The 20,216-nt window shown below is 44.0% G+C and carries 17 protein-coding genes and 1 tRNA gene; 9 read left to right on the top strand and 9 right to left on the bottom strand.

Annotated elements, in window-relative coordinates; all coding sequences use genetic code 11:
• From ACKPQ4_RS07630 to ACKPQ4_RS07610, 5 genes are all read right to left on the bottom strand, one after another.
• Nucleotides 1–221: hypothetical protein (locus ACKPQ4_RS07630; RefSeq protein WP_407680594.1), on the bottom strand; the 221-nt coding region annotated here is incomplete at its 3' end.
• 12 nt (nucleotides 222–233) lie between these two features.
• Nucleotides 234–1,223 carry a beta-ketoacyl-ACP synthase III gene (locus tag ACKPQ4_RS07625; protein ID WP_407680593.1) on the bottom strand — a complete coding sequence of 330 codons (990 nt, stop codon included), beginning with the start codon at nucleotides 1,221–1,223 and terminating at the stop codon, nucleotides 234–236.
• A 13-nt stretch (nucleotides 1,224–1,236) separates the two neighbouring features.
• Entirely contained in the window at nucleotides 1,237–2,307 is a 1,071-nt protein-coding gene (plsX, locus tag ACKPQ4_RS07620; RefSeq protein WP_407680592.1) for a phosphate acyltransferase PlsX, read from the bottom strand.
• Between the two features lie 18 nt (nucleotides 2,308–2,325).
• Complete coding sequence (rpmF, locus tag ACKPQ4_RS07615) at nucleotides 2,326–2,502, bottom strand: 50S ribosomal protein L32 (protein ID WP_407680591.1); 177 nt, start codon at nucleotides 2,500–2,502, stop codon at nucleotides 2,326–2,328.
• 75 nt (nucleotides 2,503–2,577) lie between these two features.
• Complete coding sequence (locus ACKPQ4_RS07610; protein WP_407680590.1) at nucleotides 2,578–3,516, bottom strand: undecaprenyl-diphosphate phosphatase; 939 nt, start codon at nucleotides 3,514–3,516, stop codon at nucleotides 2,578–2,580.
• A 93-nt stretch (nucleotides 3,517–3,609) separates the two neighbouring features.
• Between ACKPQ4_RS07610 and trpD the strand changes: the two genes are divergently transcribed.
• From trpD to ACKPQ4_RS07595, 3 genes are read left to right on the top strand one after another with little or no spacing between them, the layout of a single operon-like run.
• Entirely contained in the window at nucleotides 3,610–4,668 is a 1,059-nt protein-coding gene (gene trpD, locus ACKPQ4_RS07605; RefSeq protein WP_407680589.1) for an anthranilate phosphoribosyltransferase, read from the top strand.
• Nucleotides 4,665–5,993, top strand: coding sequence for a phosphohexomutase domain-containing protein (locus tag ACKPQ4_RS07600; RefSeq protein ID WP_407680588.1), 1,329 nt, complete (start codon nucleotides 4,665–4,667; stop codon nucleotides 5,991–5,993). Before trpD ends, ACKPQ4_RS07600 begins: the two co-directional genes overlap by 4 nt.
• A 29-nt stretch (nucleotides 5,994–6,022) precedes the next feature.
• Nucleotides 6,023–7,417, top strand: coding sequence for a tetratricopeptide repeat protein (locus ACKPQ4_RS07595; RefSeq protein ID WP_407680587.1), 1,395 nt, complete (start codon nucleotides 6,023–6,025; stop codon nucleotides 7,415–7,417).
• A gap of 19 nt (nucleotides 7,418–7,436) precedes the next feature.
• Here the strand turns inward: ACKPQ4_RS07595 and ACKPQ4_RS07590 are convergent.
• Nucleotides 7,437–7,524: transfer RNA gene (locus tag ACKPQ4_RS07590), tRNA-Ser, on the bottom strand.
• Nucleotides 7,525–7,640: 116 nt separating this feature from the next.
• Here ACKPQ4_RS07590 and ACKPQ4_RS07585 point away from each other — a divergent pair.
• From ACKPQ4_RS07585 to ACKPQ4_RS07575, 3 genes are all read left to right on the top strand, one after another.
• The gene (locus ACKPQ4_RS07585; RefSeq protein WP_407680586.1) at nucleotides 7,641–8,756 is read left to right on the top strand and encodes an MORN repeat-containing protein; all 1,116 of its coding nucleotides are present in this window, start codon (nucleotides 7,641–7,643) and stop codon (nucleotides 8,754–8,756) included.
• Between the two features lie 109 nt (nucleotides 8,757–8,865).
• Nucleotides 8,866–11,883: an aminomethyl-transferring glycine dehydrogenase subunit GcvPB gene (gene gcvPB / locus ACKPQ4_RS07580; RefSeq protein WP_407680585.1), complete on the top strand. Its 3,018-nt coding sequence runs from the start codon at nucleotides 8,866–8,868 to the stop codon at nucleotides 11,881–11,883.
• 42 nt (nucleotides 11,884–11,925) lie between these two features.
• Nucleotides 11,926–12,177: a hypothetical protein gene (locus ACKPQ4_RS07575; protein ID WP_407680584.1), complete on the top strand. Its 252-nt coding sequence runs from the start codon at nucleotides 11,926–11,928 to the stop codon at nucleotides 12,175–12,177.
• Here the strand turns inward: ACKPQ4_RS07575 and hflX are convergent.
• Together hflX and ppdK are read right to left on the bottom strand one after the other, a co-directional pair.
• Nucleotides 12,174–13,586 (bottom strand): GTPase HflX, encoded by a 1,413-nt coding sequence (gene hflX / locus ACKPQ4_RS07570; protein ID WP_407680583.1) that lies wholly within the window; start codon nucleotides 13,584–13,586, stop codon nucleotides 12,174–12,176. The two genes, ACKPQ4_RS07575 and hflX, sit on opposite strands and share 4 nt — an antisense overlap.
• Before the next feature lie 94 nt (nucleotides 13,587–13,680).
• Nucleotides 13,681–16,461, bottom strand: a complete 2,781-nt coding sequence (gene ppdK / locus ACKPQ4_RS07565; protein WP_407680582.1) for a pyruvate, phosphate dikinase — start codon at nucleotides 16,459–16,461, stop codon at nucleotides 13,681–13,683.
• Nucleotides 16,462–16,741: 280 nt separating this feature from the next.
• Between ppdK and ACKPQ4_RS07560 the strand changes: the two genes are divergently transcribed.
• Together ACKPQ4_RS07560 and ACKPQ4_RS07555 are read left to right on the top strand one after the other, a co-directional pair.
• The gene (locus ACKPQ4_RS07560; RefSeq protein ID WP_407680581.1) at nucleotides 16,742–18,067 is read left to right on the top strand and encodes a twin-arginine translocase subunit TatC; all 1,326 of its coding nucleotides are present in this window, start codon (nucleotides 16,742–16,744) and stop codon (nucleotides 18,065–18,067) included.
• 44 nt (nucleotides 18,068–18,111) lie between these two features.
• Nucleotides 18,112–18,513, top strand: a complete 402-nt coding sequence (locus ACKPQ4_RS07555) for an RNA-binding S4 domain-containing protein (RefSeq protein ID WP_407680580.1) — start codon at nucleotides 18,112–18,114, stop codon at nucleotides 18,511–18,513.
• 42 nt (nucleotides 18,514–18,555) lie between these two features.
• On the opposite strand, the gene ACKPQ4_RS07550 is transcribed toward ACKPQ4_RS07555, so the two are convergent.
• Nucleotides 18,556–19,344, bottom strand: a complete 789-nt coding sequence (locus ACKPQ4_RS07550; protein WP_407680579.1) for a TIGR00266 family protein — start codon at nucleotides 19,342–19,344, stop codon at nucleotides 18,556–18,558.
• A 142-nt stretch (nucleotides 19,345–19,486) separates the two neighbouring features.
• On the opposite strand from ACKPQ4_RS07550, the gene ACKPQ4_RS07545 reads away from it, so the two are divergent.
• On the top strand, nucleotides 19,487–20,216 hold a 730-nt coding region (locus tag ACKPQ4_RS07545), incomplete at its 3' end, for a toxin-antitoxin system YwqK family antitoxin (RefSeq protein WP_407680578.1).

Below are 20,216 nucleotides of genomic sequence, written 5' to 3'. Positions count from 1 at the left end.
ATTTCGTCCGTTTTTTGGAGTTCCAATGCATCCAGGAACCACTGCTTCGCTTCGTCATTTTCATAAGGACTGCGGTTTTTGAATAAAAAACCAGTACCGGGAAACAAGTGTTTTTTCTCTTCATCTGTGCTTCGGTTGCTCCGAGGGTTACCCAAAGCGGATAATGTCATCACGATTGAAAAGATAAACAGTAGAGAAGTACGGGTGGTGTAAAATTTCATTAAGATAACGACCTAGAAACGAATGAGGGTTGAAGACCAAGTCAAGCCTGCACCAAAAGCAACTAATAAACCCAGTTGCCCGCGCTGGACATTTTTTGAACGAATCGCTTCGTCCAATGCCAAAGGAATAGATGCGGCAGAGGTATTTCCAAAACGGTCCAAATTACAATAAAATTTATCAAGAGGTACCTTCAATCTTTGGGACAAACTCTCAACAATCCTCATATTGGCCTGATGGGGAATAATATGATCAATTTCATCTATTGAAATTTTATGGTCATCTAAGAGTTTTCGGCAGGAAGATTCCATAACCCGAACAGCAGACTTGAATATTTCCCGACCGTTCATTTTTAAAAAGTGTTTTCTATCGCTAATACTTTCGGGGGTTGCCGGCTGGGCCGAACCACCGGCTGGCTGGCATAGCCATGAAGGGTTCGATCCATCGGCCCCACAATAAAAGCCGAGAAGTTCAATACCCTCGCCTTCTTTTGAGAGTACTGCAGCACCGGCCCCATCTCCAAAAAGGACACAAGTGGTACGATCTTGCCAATCCATAATGCTCGACATTTTTTCTGCACCTATGACCAAGGCTTTTCTATATCTACCGCTGGAAAGCATGGCATCGGCCACATCAAGGGCATAAAGAAAGCCTGAACAAGCAGCCTCAAGATCAAAGCAGGCGACCTTACCCAAGCCTAGTTTGTGCTGCAGCAAGCAGGCAGTAGAAGGAAAAGGCATATCTGGAGTAATTGTAGCAACAACGACTAAATCAATTTGATCGGGTAAAACATTAGCATCTTCAAGGGCAATTTTAGCCGCCATACAGGATAGATCGCTCGTAGATTGATCTTTGCTTGCAAACCTTCTCTCTTTGATACCTGTACGGGCACGAATCCATTCATCAGAAGTATCGACAGTCTTACTGAGTTCTTGGTTATCCACTACCCGATCAGGGCCAAAAGAACCCATTCCGAGAATACGAGTATGAATAAGATTAGCCATGGATAATAATAAGTCAGTCTTGTCCGCTTGACTGAGAAAATGGCCGTAGTAGATCATTTGCTCCGCGAATATCATCCTGCATTTGACCAAGTATATCGTGCCTAACTAGATCTAGTGCTATTTTGATCGCACCAGATACATGATTACGATTTGAGGAACCGTGTGCTTTAATTACATTGCGACTCAATCCAAGCAAAGGAGCTCCTCCAAATTGTTCAGGATTTATTCGCTGTTTCAGACTACGAAAGGCACCCATCGAGAGCAGTGCACCCGTTTTTCGCAGAGCGTTTCGTTTCAATTCCTCATCAAGAAAACTTCCAATTAATTTACTTAAGGACTCACAAGCCTTGAGCACAATGTTCCCGACAAAACCGTCACACACCACGACATCGACCACATTGTCAAATATTTGAAAACCCTCAATTAATCCTGCATAATTTATGATAGAACCGTCAATGTCTTTAAGCATTGAGTGGGCCTCATTAATCAATTCATTTCCCTTTCCTTCCTCAGTACCAATGGTAAGCAGTCCAACTTTGGGACGAACCAAACCAAGGGCTACTCGAGCATAATTCGATCCAAGAATAGCATTCTGAACGATATGGTAAGGCTTAGGATGCGGATTAGCTCCTGCATCCAAAAGTGTGAAGTATCTCTCTCGGCCTGGCCAAATCGTACAGAGGGCAGGCCTTTCTACCCCTTCTAAAGTTCTAAGCTTTATCGCTCCACCTGCCATTAAACAGCCAGTGTTTCCACAACAAAGCAAAGCATCGGCCTCTTTCTCCTTAAGTGCATTAAGGGCTAAAGCCATGGATGACTTTTTTTTGTTTTTAATTCCCGCAATAGGCTTTTCATCCATTGCCACAACCTCAGGTGAATGACGAACTTCGTGATGGATTTTTTGCCATTCTGAATTTTCGGATAATAGCCCGAAAATTTCCTTTTCAGGACCAAACAACAAAAACTTTAGGTCACGAGGAACAAACGAAGAGGACTTAACTATCCCAGATAACACTTCAGAGGGACCCTTGTCCCCCCCCATAACATCTACAGCAAGTGTAATTCGAGCCTCTGGCTTGGCCATGCAGCTCTGCGCTGGTGGTTAAACCTCTAAGTCCAGAACTTGACGACCGCGATACTCACCAGTTTCTGGGTTTACGCGGTGGGGTCTAGTAAAAGTTCCGTCTGGCTCTTTGATGAGTAAGGGGGCTTTAAAGCGGTTGGCACCACGACGTTTGCGACTGCGTTGCTTGGATTGTTTTCTTTTAGGCTGTCCCATAGTGCTTCCTTTAAATCATTCCTAAGGAACATCGTCAAGAACACTGTATGCCTAACATAGCATTCAATCCTACCATTAAAACTCCACACACATCGATAAAATCAAAAAACCCAAGACCAACCGATACCAAACAAACAAGCCCAGGCCCTTTCGAGCCAAATAGCCGACCAACCAACGGACCGAAAAAGCGGCAGCAACTCCAGCAACCAAGCAACCAAAAAACATGGGCCCATACTCTAGGTTTGCCAATAAGGTTTCTCCCTTGGTTAGTCCTTTATATGCTGCGGCAGCGGTTAATGTAACCAAGCCCAAAAGAAAGCTAAACTCAGCAGCTTGCCCACGAGAAAGCCCGACCAAATATCCTCCCACAATTGTCATCATTGAACGACTCGTTCCCGGGCACATTGCAACACACTGTAACAGGCCAACAACCAAGCAGTTTCGAATATTTAGTTCGTTCAAGTTTTTTCCGCTGCCAAGATCTGCCCCATCTAACTTTCGCTTTCGCTTCTCTGCCCAGTGCATTAATCCCGCACCTAAAATTAATGAGATTGCCACAGGGACTGACCCAAAAAGGTATGATTCAATCCAAGAATCCAAAAAGGGGCCCAACGCGGCCGCCGGAGCAAACGCGGCCAAAATATTAATGCCCAGTTTCTTTCCCTTTGGGTCCAACCCCAAAAAACCGAGCAGGATAGTCGATATTCTCCGAGCATAGAGCAAAGCAACCGCTAGAATTGCTCCAGCTTGTATAACAATTAAGTAGGCATCAACCGCTTCTTCTTGAGATGCATCCATCGAGGATGGGTCCATTATCTGTTCTTTGACTAGTATAAGATGTCCAGTGGATGAGATTGGTAAAAATTCAGTAATTCCTTCAACTAAACCAAGCACCAACGCATCCCCATACCCAATAATGGAATTAGTTTTCTCTCTGCCCTCTTCTTCGGCTGTTAGAAAAGCCGGGACCAAAATTAGTGAGATAAGAAATAAGATGATTTTTGATTGTAGCATTATGGATGCATCTTTTATTTGATGACTTTAGGAAGACGGGCAAGTTCATACCTGTTAAATTTATCGGCCAAGCCGCCCTCCCAATCTCTACAAATGAAAAATACTTTACTCGAATATGTACCCTACTTGGATTCTGGAAATGATCTGAGCTTCGATCAAATTACCGAGGCAGCCAGTCTTTTAATAAACGAATCTATTAATCTCGAAAGCAAAAGTGATTTTTTAAAAAGTCTGGCGAACAAAGGAGAAACCAATGTTGAGTTCTCGGGGTTTGTTTCTGCCTTCCGCAGCTTTGCCCGAAATCCCGAGCTAGAGGACTATTCAGGCCAAGCCATCGATCTTTGCGGTACAGGCGGTGATCGTTCAGGCAGTTTTAACATATCTACCTTTGTATCTTTATTGGTGGCAGCAGGTGGTGTTCCTGTTATCAAGCATGGAAATCGATCTGTAAGCTCGAAGTGCGGCAGTGCAGACCTGCTTGAGGCACTGGGTATTCCTTTGGAAACTCAATCCGATCGCCTAAAAGCAAGCCAGGATCATTTAAACTTTTGCTTTTTATTTGCACCTCATTTCCATCCCGCTTTTAAACACCTTGCCCCAGTGCGCAAAGCCTTAGCCGGGGAAGGTGTAATCACCCTCTTCAATCGATTAGGTCCTTGCTTAAACCCAGCCTTACCCGCTTATCAAATTCTTGGAGTCTACGACCCTGCTTATTTGGAACAAATCGCTCATACCCTTAAGGCAAACGGAAGTAAGTCTGGATGGGTCGTACATGGTAAAACAGCGGATAATACTTCCCTCAAAATGGACGAATTAACCGCATGCGGCCCAAATTTAGTTCGTGCTTACGGGATGGATGGGGAAAATCAAACAACAACCTTTAGTCCGAATCATTGGGGGCAAGCAACCCACCCATCCACTGATTTAAAAGGAGGGTCACTGGAACAAAACCTCTTAATTTTCGATTCTCTGCTTACGGGGAAAGCACCCCCTGGTCTGCGGGCAAGTATTATCATGAATGCCAGTACTGCCTTTTGGGTTGCCGGCAAAGTTAAATCTCTAACCGAGGGAGTGGAACAGGCAAAAGAATTGTTAGACGGAAATGGTCTCTCCAGTTGGTTAAATAAAGCAAGGAAGTTTTTTGCATCATGACTAAGTATTTCGGTACGGATGGAATCCGCGGGGTTTACGGATCCCCCACCATGAACGATTCGTTCGCCCAGAAGGTGGGATTTGCAATCGGAGAGTTTTTAGCTCAACAATCGCCGACTCCCGTTGTAATCATTGGGCGAGATACTCGGCCGTCGGGAGCTTCGCTACAAAAGTCTATCACTCAAGGATTATTAGCTACTGGAGTTCGGGTACATGATGCGGGAATCCTGCCTACACCAGCTTTGGCATTTGGAGTAATTCATAAACGAGCGGACTTTGGGGTAATGATCACTGCCTCACACAACCCTCACCCTGACAATGGAATCAAATGTTTTTCCTCCCTTGGCACAAAGCTCGAGCAAGAAGAGGAGGAAATCCTCGAAAGCCTGATTGATCAAAATCATGCCGTTCCCCATGATTCTGATACCAGTCACCCCCAACCATTGGTAAAAGACTATCTCTCCCAGGTTTCGAAATTTTTCTCAGAACTAAACCTCTCTGGCACCCGTGTTTGCCTTGACCTGGCAAATGGAGCGACATGCGAGACGACCCCCCGGGTTTTTAAAAACTTGGGAGCATCCGTGATTACCTCCCATCGTGGAGAAGGGATAATTAACAAAGGGTGTGGCTCCGAGGATTTACAATCTTTACAACTGCTCGTACAAAAAGAGCAGGCCGATTTAGGAATCGCTCATGACGGGGATGGAGACCGTGTACGATTTGTTGATTCGAAGGGCAGGGTTGTGGATGGTGACCAAATTCTTGGTCTTCTTGCTTTGCAAGCACAACGGGACGGAAAATTAAACGCATCCAAATTTGTTGCCACCATTCATAGTAATAGTGGACTTAAGGCCTCACTTTCTAAAATGGACATTTCTACCCTTACCTCTGATGTCGGAGACAAAAATGTTTATTTAAAAATGTTGGAAACCGGATGCAATTGGGGCGGTGAATCATCCGGTCATATTATTTGTACAGATTACTTACCCACAGGTGATGGTCTTTTTGCTGCTCTTTCTGTGCTCCAAGCAATGAAGGATCAATCTCGTTTACTCGAAGATCTGGCCAAGCAAATTATATTGTGGCCTTCTTTGTCCGGATCCTTTGAGGTTTCCAAAAAAGTTCCAATACAAGAACTGCCCGAACTTTTTAAAACTGTTCAAAAAGAAGAAAAGATTCTCAAAGACGAGGGTCGCATTTTACTTCGTTATTCAGGTACAGAATCGAAAGTTCGGTTACTCGTGGAAGCTACTTCTGAAAAATTAGTACATTCAAGTTTCCATAACATTAAACTAGCCATTCAAAATTCGTTATCGTCAACCTGAATATGGTTAGCTACTTATGACCTTCTATTATGATCGAAGAAATTAAAATTGCCGACTTAGACCCACGGCAAATTAAGCAATTAGAAGGCGCTGACCGAGCCATTGCCCAAGACCCTAATTATTCCATCGATATCTACTCAGCAATTCTCAAGCAATCTCCGGGATGCCTGGAACTACGCAAACGGCTAAGGGGACAACAACTCAAAATTGCCAAGAATTCGAACAAGGGTATGAGCTCGCTATTCGGCAAGATCACGAATGCACCTTTTCTATTTAGAAGTAAATCAGGCAAGGATCCGGAGTTGGCGATTGGCTCAGCAGAAGAACTTATTGCTAAAAATCCCTTTAACATTGCTGCCCATCACATGCTTGCTGATGCCTGTGCTCAACTGGAAATGAACGGAACCGTTGTCTTTGCTTATGAAACCATTCGTTCGATTCAGCCCAAAGACCTTGCCAACCTCAAAAAACTGGCCAACGCCTACCTGGAATCCGGACAGTCTGATTTAGCCATTCAAACTGGAAATGCCATCCTGGAAATTAACCCATCCGATGGAGATGCTGAGGATATGATGAAGCGGGCTTCGGTTGCCGTAGCCATGACTCAAGGAAAATGGGAAGGATCATCTAATTTTCGCGAACAACTTAAAGACAAAGAAGAAGCTGAAGCACTCGAACAATCTGCTAAAACTGTTAACGACGCAAAGGGGCTAGAAGGCTTAATTCGACAGGCATATGATAAAGTTCAGGCGGAACCTCAAAACCTCAACCACTACAGGCAGCTCAGTGATTATTACCAGCGCTATGGAGACTTGCAAAATGCCATTGCCTGGATCCAGCAAGCCCGCAAATTAGAAGCAGGAAAGGGAGATGTCTCTCTTGAAGAAAAAGAGCGTCAACTAACCTTGAGTTATTACGAGGAAGTCATTGAGCAATGGGAAAAAGCCTCGGCTAATGACCCTGACAACGCCCAGACCCAGAAAGGCCTTGCTGATGCAATTTTGGCCAAGAAAAAATTTCAGCGAAGCCAGCTTGAGTCCTTGGTTAAAAGATATCCTAACGAATATGGATACCGCTATGAACTTGGATGTATCCTATTTGAAGAAGCAGAATATGATACCTGCTTACCGCACTTTCAACTTGCACAACGAAATGCAAAGGTACGCCTGGATGCTATATTATTTTTGGGGCGTGCATACTTGAACAAGAAGTTTTTTGATTTGGCACTTGAACAGTTCAAGCTGCTTAAAGCGGATATTCAAATTATGGATGAACGCAAAAAAGACGCCATCTATCAGTTGGGCTGCTGTTTTGAAGCCATGGGAAAGAAAGAGGAGGCGATTGAAGAATTCAAAATTGTTTATTCTGCCGATATTTCCTTTCGGGATGTGGCTGATAAAATCAATGCCTTCTACGATCGTTAATTTACTCGAAGTAATTGATTGGCGGAGAGGGAGGGATTCGAACCCCCGGTACCTTGCGGCACACCCGATTTCGAGTCGGGCACATTCGACCACTCTGCCACCTCTCCTGTAGAAAATGGACTTTATTTATTATTTGCAGAAAAGTGGCAATTCAATACCGGAAAATATCTATCCCGTTCAAATTCTTTAGATTTACACGCTTGCCCGAAAGCAAACTATGATTTTGGATAAATCAATTATGTCTTACAAGTCCATACAGACTATTATCTGTCTTTCCACCTGTTTTCTTATTTTTAGCTGCCAAAACAAACCCATCTCAAAGTTGGACTTTTCGGATGGTAGCTATGAGGGGGAAATCAATCGTGACGGGGAAAAACATGGTTCTGGAATTTACAGATGGTTGGATGGATCTACTTATGTTGGCGAATACGCAGAGGATCTCAGGCATGGCACCGGGCGATTTCTATGGGTAAACGGTGAAAGCTACAAAGGTGACTACCTTAAGGACGAAAGGACAGGTAAGGGGATTTATGATTGGCCAGATGGATCACAATACGAGGGCGATTTTCTTGCTGGCAAACGTCACGGAATGGGCCGTTTTATCTCTAGTCAAAATGTGATCTACGAAGGTGAATGGTTCGATGATCTTCAACATGGAATGGGCACATTGACCTACCTTGACGGACGAACCCTCAACGGGGTCTGGAGACAAGGCGAACTTGTATCCAAGCCCGCCAAACTTCCTCCCGCATCCTCCAAGCCCAAGCTATCTAAGCCTCCCCTTGAGGATACTTCGGATTATCAGGTTGCCGCTCCATCAACAGAACCCGTGCTTGCCGACTCGAACATACCTCCACAAACAGTTGAAAAGATAGTTCCATCGAGCCAGTCAAGTGAAACAGATGTAACTCTACCCAAGGATATCCCCGTGGTTCAATCCTCTACAAATTCTGTATCCCCGCCCCTCTCGGATGATACACCCGACGATCAAGTAACTGAACAACCCGAAGTACTAGAAAAAAAGGAAACAATCCCTGAACAAGGTAATTCCTCCAAACAAGCAGGCGAACCCAAAGACACCGTAGATTGGGAGGGTACTGTAAGCGAAGCAGAGGCCGTATTTATTACCGAATTAATCGATGGAATTGACACCATTCGTATCCGCCAAGGCGGGACACCTTTTACCGGTAGTATGAGAATTTTGAATGCACAGGGCCTTGCCCAAGGTGAAGTGAATTTACTCAATGGTCGTCTTCATGGAGAAGAAATTTTTTTTGACCGAACTGGAGAAATTACCGAAAGAAATTTCTGGGACAACGGCAGGCCTATCGGTCGCTAAACTAACTTTTAAATCTTGAATATTTAGGTCCTGATGAGGACCTAAAAGTTTTTGTAAACGTGAATGATTTTGCGTTCATTGTCATGGTGCTCATGGATAGTGTGTATTTATGAGTTCTACCGCTGTACAACATTCAATCAAAAGCAATTCCTCAACTGGTATTCTTCCCTACGACCCTAATGAATACCCCCGGGAAATTCCCCGACACTACATTTCTGCATCAGATTCTGACATTGCGGAGATGATGGATAAAGCCGGTGTTGATAAACTCGATGATCTCTTCGCCCACTTTCCTCAGGAAACACGTTTTTTACACGGACCAATTTTGCCAACTGAACTTTGCTACGAGGACGCTGCGGTCCACCTAGAAACCATAGCTAAATCCAGCAAGCTGGTAACCTCATTTATTGGAGATTTGCTCCCAGTTTGGAAGGTTCATCCAATCGTAGAGGAGGTCTCTAGGCTGCGCCCACTCACCACTTCATACACCCCTTACCAACCCGAACGCAGCCAGGGTACTCTGGTCACCCACTGGATTTATCAATGTGTTTTATCCGCCCTTACCGGCTTTGAGGCAATTAATACTTCTTTATACGACCGTTCAGCCGCTATGTTTGAGGCCATTTCCTGTGCCCGTCGGTCCAGGAAGCGCCCTGGTTCCGTCCTGCTAGCTTCTTCTCTATACCCTGAAGATATTTCTTTCCTAGAAACCCATGCTCAAGGTACTGATCTTAACTTTGAATTCTGTCCTTTAGGCCCTAATTCAGGAAGAATCGACTACGATCGCTTGGAAGATTTTTTAGCAAAAGAACATGGTAACATATCCGCCTTTGTTTTCCCTCAGGTTAATGCCTTAGGACTTCTCGAAGAAGTTGATCGATTAAGTGATCTTTCCAACCATTGGAAAATTCCGTCCATCGCGGTGATTGATCCTGCACTTTTGGCTACCGGAGGACTCAAACCACCCTCTGAGTTTGGGGAAAGCGGGGTCGACTTTATTGCTGGAGAAGCCCAGCACTTAGCAATTCCACCCTCTTTCGGAGGACCTGGTCTTGGGTTATTTGGATGTCGATACCATGACCAGGCAAAGAGAGACTTACGGAATACCCCTGGGCGCTATGTTGGTCGAGCCAAAGATGCTCAAGGTCGTGATTGCTTTGTTATGGTTTTATCCACTCGTGAACAGCATATTCGAAAGGAAAAAGCCACTTCCAATGTCTGTTCAAATCAAGCGTTTCTCGCAACGGTTGCAGGAGCAAACCTTTTAGCAAAGGGAGAAAAAGGATTAAGAAATTCTTTGGCAAGTGCATTAAATGCACGCCAAAAAGTTTCAGAATGGGTACGCCAAAGACAAGGAGTTGAAATCGCTTTTCCGGAAACTCCAAGTTTTAACGATTTGCTTATCCGTGTAGACGAAAATAATGACCAATTTTTAAAGCAAGCTAGGTTGCAAAATCTCCACATAGGTATTGAAGTTACCCATCGATTACCTGAGGAATCCCAAAGGTTGTACAAAATAAGTTTTTCTGATCTGCACGACGAAAATTCTCTTAGCTTAGTTAAAGACTTTTTATTTGAGTATTTCCCCGCCGGCCAAAGTTACCAAACAGAAGCAGACACACCGGCTCACCTCTTTCGTACTGAAGCTGCAAACCTTCCCAGTTTCTCCCATGACGAACTACTCAACTACTATCAACAGTTAGCCGAGCTGAATGTTAGCCCAGACGATGGTTGCTACCCGCTGGGTTCATGTACGATGAAATACAACCCATTGTTAAACGATTGGGCTGCAGGTTTGGATGGTTTTTCACAAGTACACCCACAAGCCCCCGAAGAAGATGTTCAAGGACCTTTACAAATTCTTTTTGAAATTCAAGAGTGGTTCAAATCAATTACCGGATTGGCTGGTGTGACCACCCAACCTGTTGCCGGTGCACAAGGTGAGTTGGTAGGGTTGAAGCTTTTTCAGGCTTACCATAAGTCTCGAAATGATGAGCAACGAAATATCGTGCTGATACCAAGCTCTGCACATGGTACCAATTTTGCCACAGCAGCCACAGCTGGATACGGGAACGGCATCGTCTACCTCAAGGCAAACGACCACGGAACAATCGATCTAGATGATCTTCAGGCCAAACTTGAAGAGCACGGTAAAAATCTCTGCGGTATCATGATTACCAACCCAAACACCTCAGGTATTTTTGAAGAGAATTTTGCCAAAATAGCAAAAAATGTTCACCGAGCAGGTGGATTGGTTTACATGGATGGTGCCAACATGAATGCCATTGCTGGTATTGTCGATTTAGGAAAACTTGGGGTGGATGCAGTTCATAATAACCTGCATAAAACATGGACAATTCCACACGGAGGGGGCGGTCCAGGGGACGCAATCGTAGCGGTATCTGATCGGTTAGTTGATTTTTTGCCTGGCAAACAAATCTACAAAGAAGCGGATGGAACATATCGATCTAGCTCTCCATCGAGGAGCATAGGACGTTTTCATCGAAACTGGGGAAACTTTGGCCATAAAGTACGAGCATATGCTTATCTAATTCGTCTTGGCAAAGAAGGTGTACCGAGGATGTCTTCCATTGCAGTACTTTCCGCACGTTATCTTTTCGAAGTTCTTCGATCCCGTTACCCTACCCTGCCTGCTGGTGCTGGAAAGATTGAAAGAATGCACGAATTCATCCTTACCTTAAGTGAAAAGGACTTCTCAAGTTTGGAGAAAGTTGGAGTAAGCAAAAGCCAGGCGATTCCCCAGGTTGGTAAATTATTTCTTGATTTTGGCTTTCATGCTCCGACCGTTGCCTTTCCTGAGGTTTTCGGATTGATGATCGAACCTACAGAGAGCTACACCAAAAAAGAATTGGACCGTTTTGCTGAAGCAGTTTTAGCAATCAAGGATCTAATTGAAGAATATCCAGAAGTTGTTTCTGGTGCCCCACACTTTACTCCTATCGATCGCGTTGATGAAGTTTCAGCAAATCGCAACCTTTGCTTAGCGGAGAAATTAGACCACTTACCCGCTCTTCCGAGTAACCGCATACAACCTCAAATGTTATTAAGTTTAAGTGTGGATGAAATAAAGCAGCGCCTATTTGATTTGCACGATATTGAAAGCTAGATTGAATTGACCTATTTCAATCCGGCTACATCCTGAATATCTATGTCTGAAGATTCCACACAACAACCTTTAATCACACGCAAAGGTGCATTGATCGACTTGGTCCTCGCTGTTTTCTTTTTTCTTTTCATGCGGGAAGTGCTCATACCTCATGTTCCTTCTCAAGATCCTTTAGCAGTCAATATTGTTTCCAGTATGACATCTTTTTGCATGTCAGGAGTTTTTTGGATAGCCGCTGGCATGTTCCGTGTTACCTGGGTGGACTACCTCAGGAACAAGGAAAAAGGAAATTAATTAAAAACCTTGAACTCCTCAAGCGCATGGATCAACCCATCGCGAGGTGATCCGAGTATAGTGTAACCATCGTCGTTAGTTTCCTCTTTCGTTAATTCACCCTGATCTCTCAAACGGGCGACGAGATCATATCTGCTTAAGGGAATTAAATACTTTAAGATCTCACGCTTACCCGCAAAAATTTCTTCTAAACGATCTATTAGTCGAGGTACACCCTCCCCTGTCTGAGCACTTATAAAAACAGAATCTTTGCCAACTTTCTTTGCCCTAAGCCGTTCTATTTCATCGCCCCCACGGTCAACTTTATTGTAAACCGTTACTAGCTCGTTATCAGAAGCACCCAATTCAGCCAGTACCTTTTGGGTCGTGTCCATTTGAGCTTCATATTCTGGGTTAGACAGATCGACTAAGTGTAAAATTAAATCGGCAACAAGTGCTTCTTCTAGTGTGGCTTTAAAAGAATCCACCAAGCGGTGAGGTAATTTACGAATGAACCCAACCGTATCTGTTAATACAATTATTCGGCCTGTAGGTAAACGTAACCGACGACTAGTTGGATCAAGCGTGGCAAATAATTTGTCTGCAGAAAGAGCATTGGCACCTGTAAGAGTATTAAGCAAAGTCGTCTTACCTGCATTTGTATAACCTACAATGGCCACTGAGGGTAAAGGCAGGCGCTGCCTGCGAGACCTTCCAGTTTGTCTTTGCTTGGAAACCTGAACAATTTCTTTACGGGTTACCGAAATCTGATCCCGTAACATACGTTGGTCGAGTTCGATTTGAGCCTCTCCTTCGCCCCGTTGTGTAACCCCGCCACCTCGCTGCCTCCCAAGGTGTGTCCAGGCTCGTCTTAACCGTGGTAAGGAATATTCCAAACGGGCAAGTTTAACCTGTAGCTTCGCTTCCTTGGTCTGAGCACGTTCAGCAAAAACATCCAAGATGATTTCATGTCTATCGATCACAAGTATCTTGCTTTCGTTTTCCCAATTTCTTTGTTGAGCAGGAGAAATTTCGTTATCAAAAACCATCACATCTGCATTAACTTCTTTTAATTCATCGAGGATTTCATCCACCTTTCCTTTACCAAGCATAAAGCGGGGCGAGGTTTTACGAATTCGAATAACCTGTTGAGCAGGAGAAATTTCGTTATCAAAAACCATCACATCTGCATTAACTTCTTTTAATTCATCGAGGATTTCATCCACCTTTCCTTTACCAAGCATATAGCGGGGCGAGGTTTTACGAATTCGAATTACCTTACGGCCCACTATTTGTATTCCCAAATTCCTAATCAATTCGTCGAGTTCATCCAGTAAGGAATCCGCTTCCTCACGATCTTTTTCAGTGTGTACGCATGCCAATAAGAAAGCACGCTCAACCAGCCTTGGTTTTTCTTTTACCTCAAACATCGAATAAATCCTACTTTTGTTTACACAACAAAGCCCGGGTGCAAGTAGCACCCGGGCCTCATTTTAGAAAGGATATCCAAACGTATACTTAAACTTAAGAAACAGCTGCCTGTGCAGCTGCAAGACGGGCAGTAGGTACACGAAACGGAGAACAACTGACATAATTTAATCCGATATTATGGCAGAAAACGACACTTGAAGGATCACCTCCATGTTCTCCGCAAATACCCAACTTTATTCCACGACGAGAAGACTTACCCTTCTTGACCGCGATTTCCATAAGTTGCCCAACACCAGTTTGATCAACACTTGCAAAAGGATTAGCCGAAACCACATCCATTTCAGTGTAATTAGGAAGAAAGCTTCCTGAATCATCTCGGCTCATGCCGAGGGTTGTTTGGGTCAAATCATTCGTTCCAAAACTGAAGAACTGAGCTGTTTTAGCAATTTCATCTGCAACCAAAGCTGCACGGGGAATTTCAATCATGGTTCCAACCAAGTATTTCACCTTTTTACCCTTGGCCGCAAATACCTTCTTGGCAGTTGCATGAATAACCTCAACTTGTAATTCAAGTTCCTTGGCAAAACCAACCAACGGAACCATAATTTCGGGTTTTACTTCAATGCCAGACTCTTGAACAGCTAAAGCAGCTTCAATAATTGCCTGAGTTTGCATCTCTGTAATTTCAGAATAAGAAATACCTAGTCGGCATCCGCGATGGCCAAGCATGGGGTTAAACTCGTGAAGATCTTCTACGCGACGTTTTACTGAAGCTAAAGAAACACCGAGCTTTTTGGCGAGGTCACGTTGCGAATTTTGATCATGCGGAAGGAATTCGTGCAAGGGAGGATCCAATAAGCGAATGGTCGCAGGTCGTCCTTCCAATGCCTTAAATATCCCAGTGAAATCTTTTCGCTGAAAAGGCAGGAGCTTCTTCAATGCAGTCCGTCGATTCTTTTCATCATCAGCCAAGATCATTTGGCGCATCGCATCGATTCGATTCCCCTCAAAGAACATATGCTCGGTACGGCATAGTCCGATACCACTAGCTCCAAAGGCGACTGCGTTGGCAACTTGTGTAGGTGAATCCGCATTGGTTCGAACATCCATCTTAGTTGCTTGTTCGCACCATTTCATCAATTTGGAAAAGTTTTGATAAGCTCGGCTTTTCTTCGGTGATAATTTTTTATCGACCAAAACCTGAATGATTTCAGATGGAGCAGTCTTTAACTCACCACCAAATACTTCACCATTGGTTCCGTTAATTGACATGAAATCACCTTCCTTGAAGGTTTTCTTACCAACTTTTACGGTACGGGCTTTGTAATCGATTTCCAAAGCGGCAGCTCCGCATACACAAACCTTACCCATTTGGCGCGCAACCAAAGCAGCATGCGACGAAACACCACCGCGAGCAGTTAATATTCCTTCTGCGGCAATCATTCCGCGCAAGTCTTCAGGAGATGTTTCTTGGCGCACAAGCAATACCTTTCCTGACTTGGCAGCTTCTACCGCGCGTTCAGCATTTAGGCAGACGCGACCAGATGCAGCACCTGGACCAGCAGGCAATCCCTTACAAAGGGTGTCAGCTGCTTTTTGGGCAGCCGCATCAAAAACTGGAGCAAGCACTTGATCTAACTGATCGGCTGGCACGCGGTTGATCGCGGTCTTCCAATCGATCAAACGTTCCTTGACCATTTCAACCGCAATACGCACTGCTGCTAGCCCGGTTCTTTTACCGTTTCGCGTTTGCAACATGTAGAGTTTCTCTTCTTCGATGGTAAACTCGAAGTCCTGCATGTCCTTGAAATGCTTTTCCAAAGTTTTTTGAACCGCGACTAGTTCCTTGAAAGGGTTGGGAAGAACTTTTTTGAGTTGAGCGACAGGGCGGGGCGTACGCACACCCGCAACAACATCTTCCCCCTGAGCATCGGTAAGGAATTCACCATAAAGTACCTTCTCTCCTGATGCCGGGTCGCGAGTAAAAGCGACTCCGGAACCCGACTTTTTTCCAGTATTTCCAAAAACCATCGCTTGAACATTCACCGCGGTTCCCCACGCTGCGGGGATACCATATTTCCGACGATATACAATAGCTCGGTCATTCATCCATGATCCAAATACCGCTCCGACAGAACCCTCAAGTTGCTCCCAAGGACAAGTGGGGAAATCTTTTCCAGTACGTTTTTTAACCAAAATTTTGAATCGGTTAACCAATTCCTTCATCTGGGTTACGGAGATTTTAGAATCATCAACCTCGCCTTTTTGCTTGGGGAAAATCTCTGCCTTAAATTTTTCAATTATTTCTTCAAATGGGTCATGATCTTCAGAAGGAAGCTTTTGTACTCCCATGACCACATCTCCGTACATTTGAATAAACCTACGGTAACAATCCCAGGCAAAACGTGCATTTCCAGAGGAGGTAGCCAATGCCTCAACAGTTTCATCATTCAAACCAAGGTTGAGGATGGTATCCATCATACCTGGCATAGAATCGCGAGCACCTGAGCGGACAGATAATAAAAGAGGGGTCTTTAAATCGCCCAATTTCTTACCCAACTGTTTTTCCATTAACTCAACGGACTTACGGATTTGTGAATCCAAAACCTTAGGATAGGTGCGTTTGTTAGCATAGTAATGGGTACAAACTTCAGTGCTAATGGTAAATCCTGGAGGCACGGGCAATCCGATCCGGGCCATCTCAGCTAAATTGGCTCCTTTTCCTCCAAGCAGTTCACGCAACTTGGCATCTCCGTCCGTCTTCTTTCCGAAGTCGTAGACATATTTAATGTCTTTGGCTTTATTGGCCGTCTTGGCGGGGGCTTTCTTGGCCGATTTAGTTTTGGCCGATTTAGTCTTCTTTGTCTGTGCCATGTGTAAGTGGTGGGTTTATGTTTTGGGATCTAATTTACTGCGGGAAAATATAACAAACCGACAAATATCTAAACAATGTGCGGACTTGTCAACGGAGCACTTTTACAACCAAGCAACAGTTGGAATTTTCATGAACATTAAATTTTTTGCCCAATACAAATTTCACTTAGTAAATGAAATTTGTACTGCTTGACTAAGATTCCAAGCTAGACGGCTCGCGGTTTTTAGACCAAAATTATAGGTTCCTACATTTTGTGATACGTAATTTGCTAACTCTTGAATGATGACCCCACCACCTCCCCAGGATAATCCACAAACTTTTGGCCAACGCTTTCGCGAGCGTGGACTAGTTGGAGCTTTAGGGAAAGCCAAGGCAGGCAAAAACGATCCAAATAAAATGCATTTTTTAGAGCATTTGGAAGAAATGCGCTGGGTAATTTTTAAATCCTTTGTTGCCTTTGTATTAGGATGTGTGGTGGTAGCGGCCTTTTTGGGCGATTCAGTCCGACTGCTACAACGGCCCTTGATATCGGCGGTTCAAGACTTTGGTAACCTGTCAATTGACCTACAGGCAACCGGACTCTCGCAGTACCAAGCGAATTTGGAAGAACAGGGCGTTGAATTAATTGACTTAATTCACGCCACGGAAAATGACCTTATAAATTGGGGAGTTGCTGACCCTCAACATCGTTTGCGATTGCTCATTCATTTTGCCGGTGGCAAAGACCGAAATTTATTGCAAGTTATTCGTTCCTACTCGCCCATTTTCATTGCTATGAAAATTTGCTTCCTCGGAGGGTTGGGTCTCTCTCTTCCCCTTATCTTTTATTTTGTGGGAAGTTTTGTGACCCCTGGTTTAACCTTCAAAGAAAAAAAAGTCTTTTTTCCTGGCTGTTTAGCCGCCACTTTCCTTTTTTTGGCCGGTTCTGGGATGACTTACTTTTTCATCCTTCCCCTATCCCTGGCCTTTACTATCGAATTTTCTTTTAATGTATTAGGGCTCGAAATATACCGTCCAGAGGCCGGAAATTATTACAGTACTGTAATTTGGATGACATTTGCTGTAGGTCTGGCATTCCAATTTCCATTGGTATTGATCTTGTTAATCCGTATTGGAGTACTAACTGTTCAAAAATTGCGCTCAAGTCGGAGGTTTGTTCTTGTTATCTTAATGGTCTCTGCTGCCCTCATTACTCCGGGTGGTGACCCAGTGAGTCTGTGTATCCTTACAATCCCCCTTTATTTTCTCTTTGAGATATCCATATTAGTGGGCATTTTGATTGAAAGAAAAAAGGCCTCATCCGAAGCTGAGAATTCAAAAAGTTCAGGAATTGCGGGATCCCTCATACTACTTTTTTCTTTAGTAATATTAGGTAGCGCTGGAGGTTGGTTGTATATGAATTGGGATAAGGCGGAATCTATTTTCCTAAACCTTCCTCCAAAAGCTTCACCTAAACCCGACTTGCCTCAGTCTCCAAGAACTCTCCAGGCACCTATTACTAAAGAAGAGTTCATTATAGAACTGACTCCCATAATAAATTCAAAGGAAAACAATCAATCGAACTTTCCCGAAACCGGTACTTATCGAGCCAGTGTAAAACGCTGACTAATTTCCCCAAAAAATAATAAAGCCTACCTTACTTCACTTGAATGCCTGAATACGATAGCCTCGAAAAGATGAGAGTCGACCGATGGTTATGGTCCGCCCGATTATATAAAACAAGAAACATGGCATCGGAAGCCTGTAAGAAAAACTGGGTTAAATTAAATGACCAGCCCCTTAAAGCATCTAAGGAGATTAGAAAAGGGGATATTATTTCGATCAAACTAGGTCCATTGCAAAAGGTGGTAAAGGTAGAAAATTTGAGTCAAAAGCGGTTATCTGCACCTCTAGCTCAAAATCTTTTGAGCGATCTGACCACTCCCGAGGCTTATGAAAAAGCAAAAGAACATGGAAAGCGACTAACTCTTCGAATTACTAATAAGAAAGGAACAGGCAGACCCACTAAAAAACAAAGGAGAGACCTGGAAGATTTTCTTTATCCCGATTAAAATTCTTTTCCTGCCCTCCCTTTTATTTCTGTAACAGATTCTTTAATCGCCATCAACTAACCGCCCAAGCCCTCCTAAGACCGAGCCTTCCCCCTTGTCTTTTCCCTGAAAAGACGGGGCGGACTGGATTACACGATCTGCTAAGCGGGAAAAAGGAAGGCTTTGCAACCATACACGCCCATGGCCACGTAAGGTTGCAAGAAATAAGCCTTCCCCACCAAAAAACATTGATTTTAAACCACCAGCCATTTGCACATCAAATTGAAGACTAGATTCAAAAGCAACCACACAACCAGTATCCACCCGAAGGGTTTCTCCTTGTAACTCCTTGGTTACAACTGTTCCTCCGGCATGTACGAATGCCTTTCCACTTCCTTGTAATTTTTGTAAAATAAATCCTTCACCTCCAAAAAAACCCGCACCTAGACGCTTCTGAAATGCAATGGAAATTTGAGTGCCTAAGGCGGCACAAAGGAAAGAATCTTTTTGACAAAGAACTTCCCCTGAAAGCTTTTTAAGATCCATACAAATAATTTTCCCCGGGTAAGGAGCAGCAAATGCGACCTTTTTTTTCAATATTCCATGATTAGTAAAGTGGGTCATGAAAATTGATTCCCCGGTAAGAACTCTTTTACCCGCGTCAAATAATTTGCCAAACATACCTTGGCGAGGTTTTGACCCGTCTCCCATTTTGGCCTCAAATTCAATACCTTCTTCCAAATAATTCATGGCACCTGCTTCGGCCACCACAGTTTCTTCGGGGTCTAGTTCAATCTCAACGATCTGCATGTCGTCGCCAATCAATTCATAATCTATCTCGTGTGTTTCCATAGATTTGAGATTCAAGGCCTATCAACTAAGTTCATCAAGTTTGAAAAATCTTTTAACAAAACCCAAAAAGCTTACCTGCATCGAAACTCCGCCTCCGAAAAACCTCTTGCCACAACCTCTTGGCAAAGACATTAAACTAGTTATGAAGAAGTCACTGGCTCCTTGGATTTGCTCCCTCGCTCTCATACCATTTGTTTCTTGTGTTCATTTAAGTAATACAAGCACAGACCCACTGACCTTTTCCACTGACCAAACCGTCATGCTCCATTGGTTGGAAGTCGACGACACAGGCGTAGTTCGCGAAGCCGAAATCGAGGGCAACCTTACCAAGCAGATGGAACCCTTCAGTGGTAAGGCCATCGAAACTTTTGAGCAAAGCCCTACGAAATCAATTTCTTCCTGGAAAGATGGTAAGCGACACGGGATCACCCTAGAATATTTCTACAACGGTAGAAAAAGAACCTCTATAGTTTATAAAAACGGCAATCGCCACGGTCCATCTCAAGAATTTCGAATCACTGGCGAGTTATGGCGTGAAGAAACTTATCAAGAAGATCAACTAACCGGACCAAAATCAGAATGGCACCCCAACGGGATTAAAAGTTTTCAGGTCGAAATGCGGAAGGGGGTTGCTCACGGAGAAGCCAAAGAGTGGTACGCGGACGGAACCGAGAAATCAGCAACACTCTACAGACACGGGTTGCGGGAAGGTCCATCCTCGGAATGGTACCCCAACGGACAACAAAAACTCGGTCTCTTTTATCAAAAAGATCAGCAACACGGTCTTAGGACAATTTGGTATGAAAATGGTAAGAAGCGCCTCTCCGCCCAATTCTTAGACGATAAGATGGAAGGTAATTCCAAGGGATGGT

Source organism: Candidatus Chordibacter forsetii (assembly GCF_964187505.1).
Lineage (GTDB): Bacteria > Verrucomicrobiota > Verrucomicrobiia > Opitutales > Seribacteraceae > Chordibacter > Chordibacter forsetii.
Note: the sequence above shows the minus strand (reverse complement) of the source record. Positions and strands in the feature narration are given on the sequence as shown.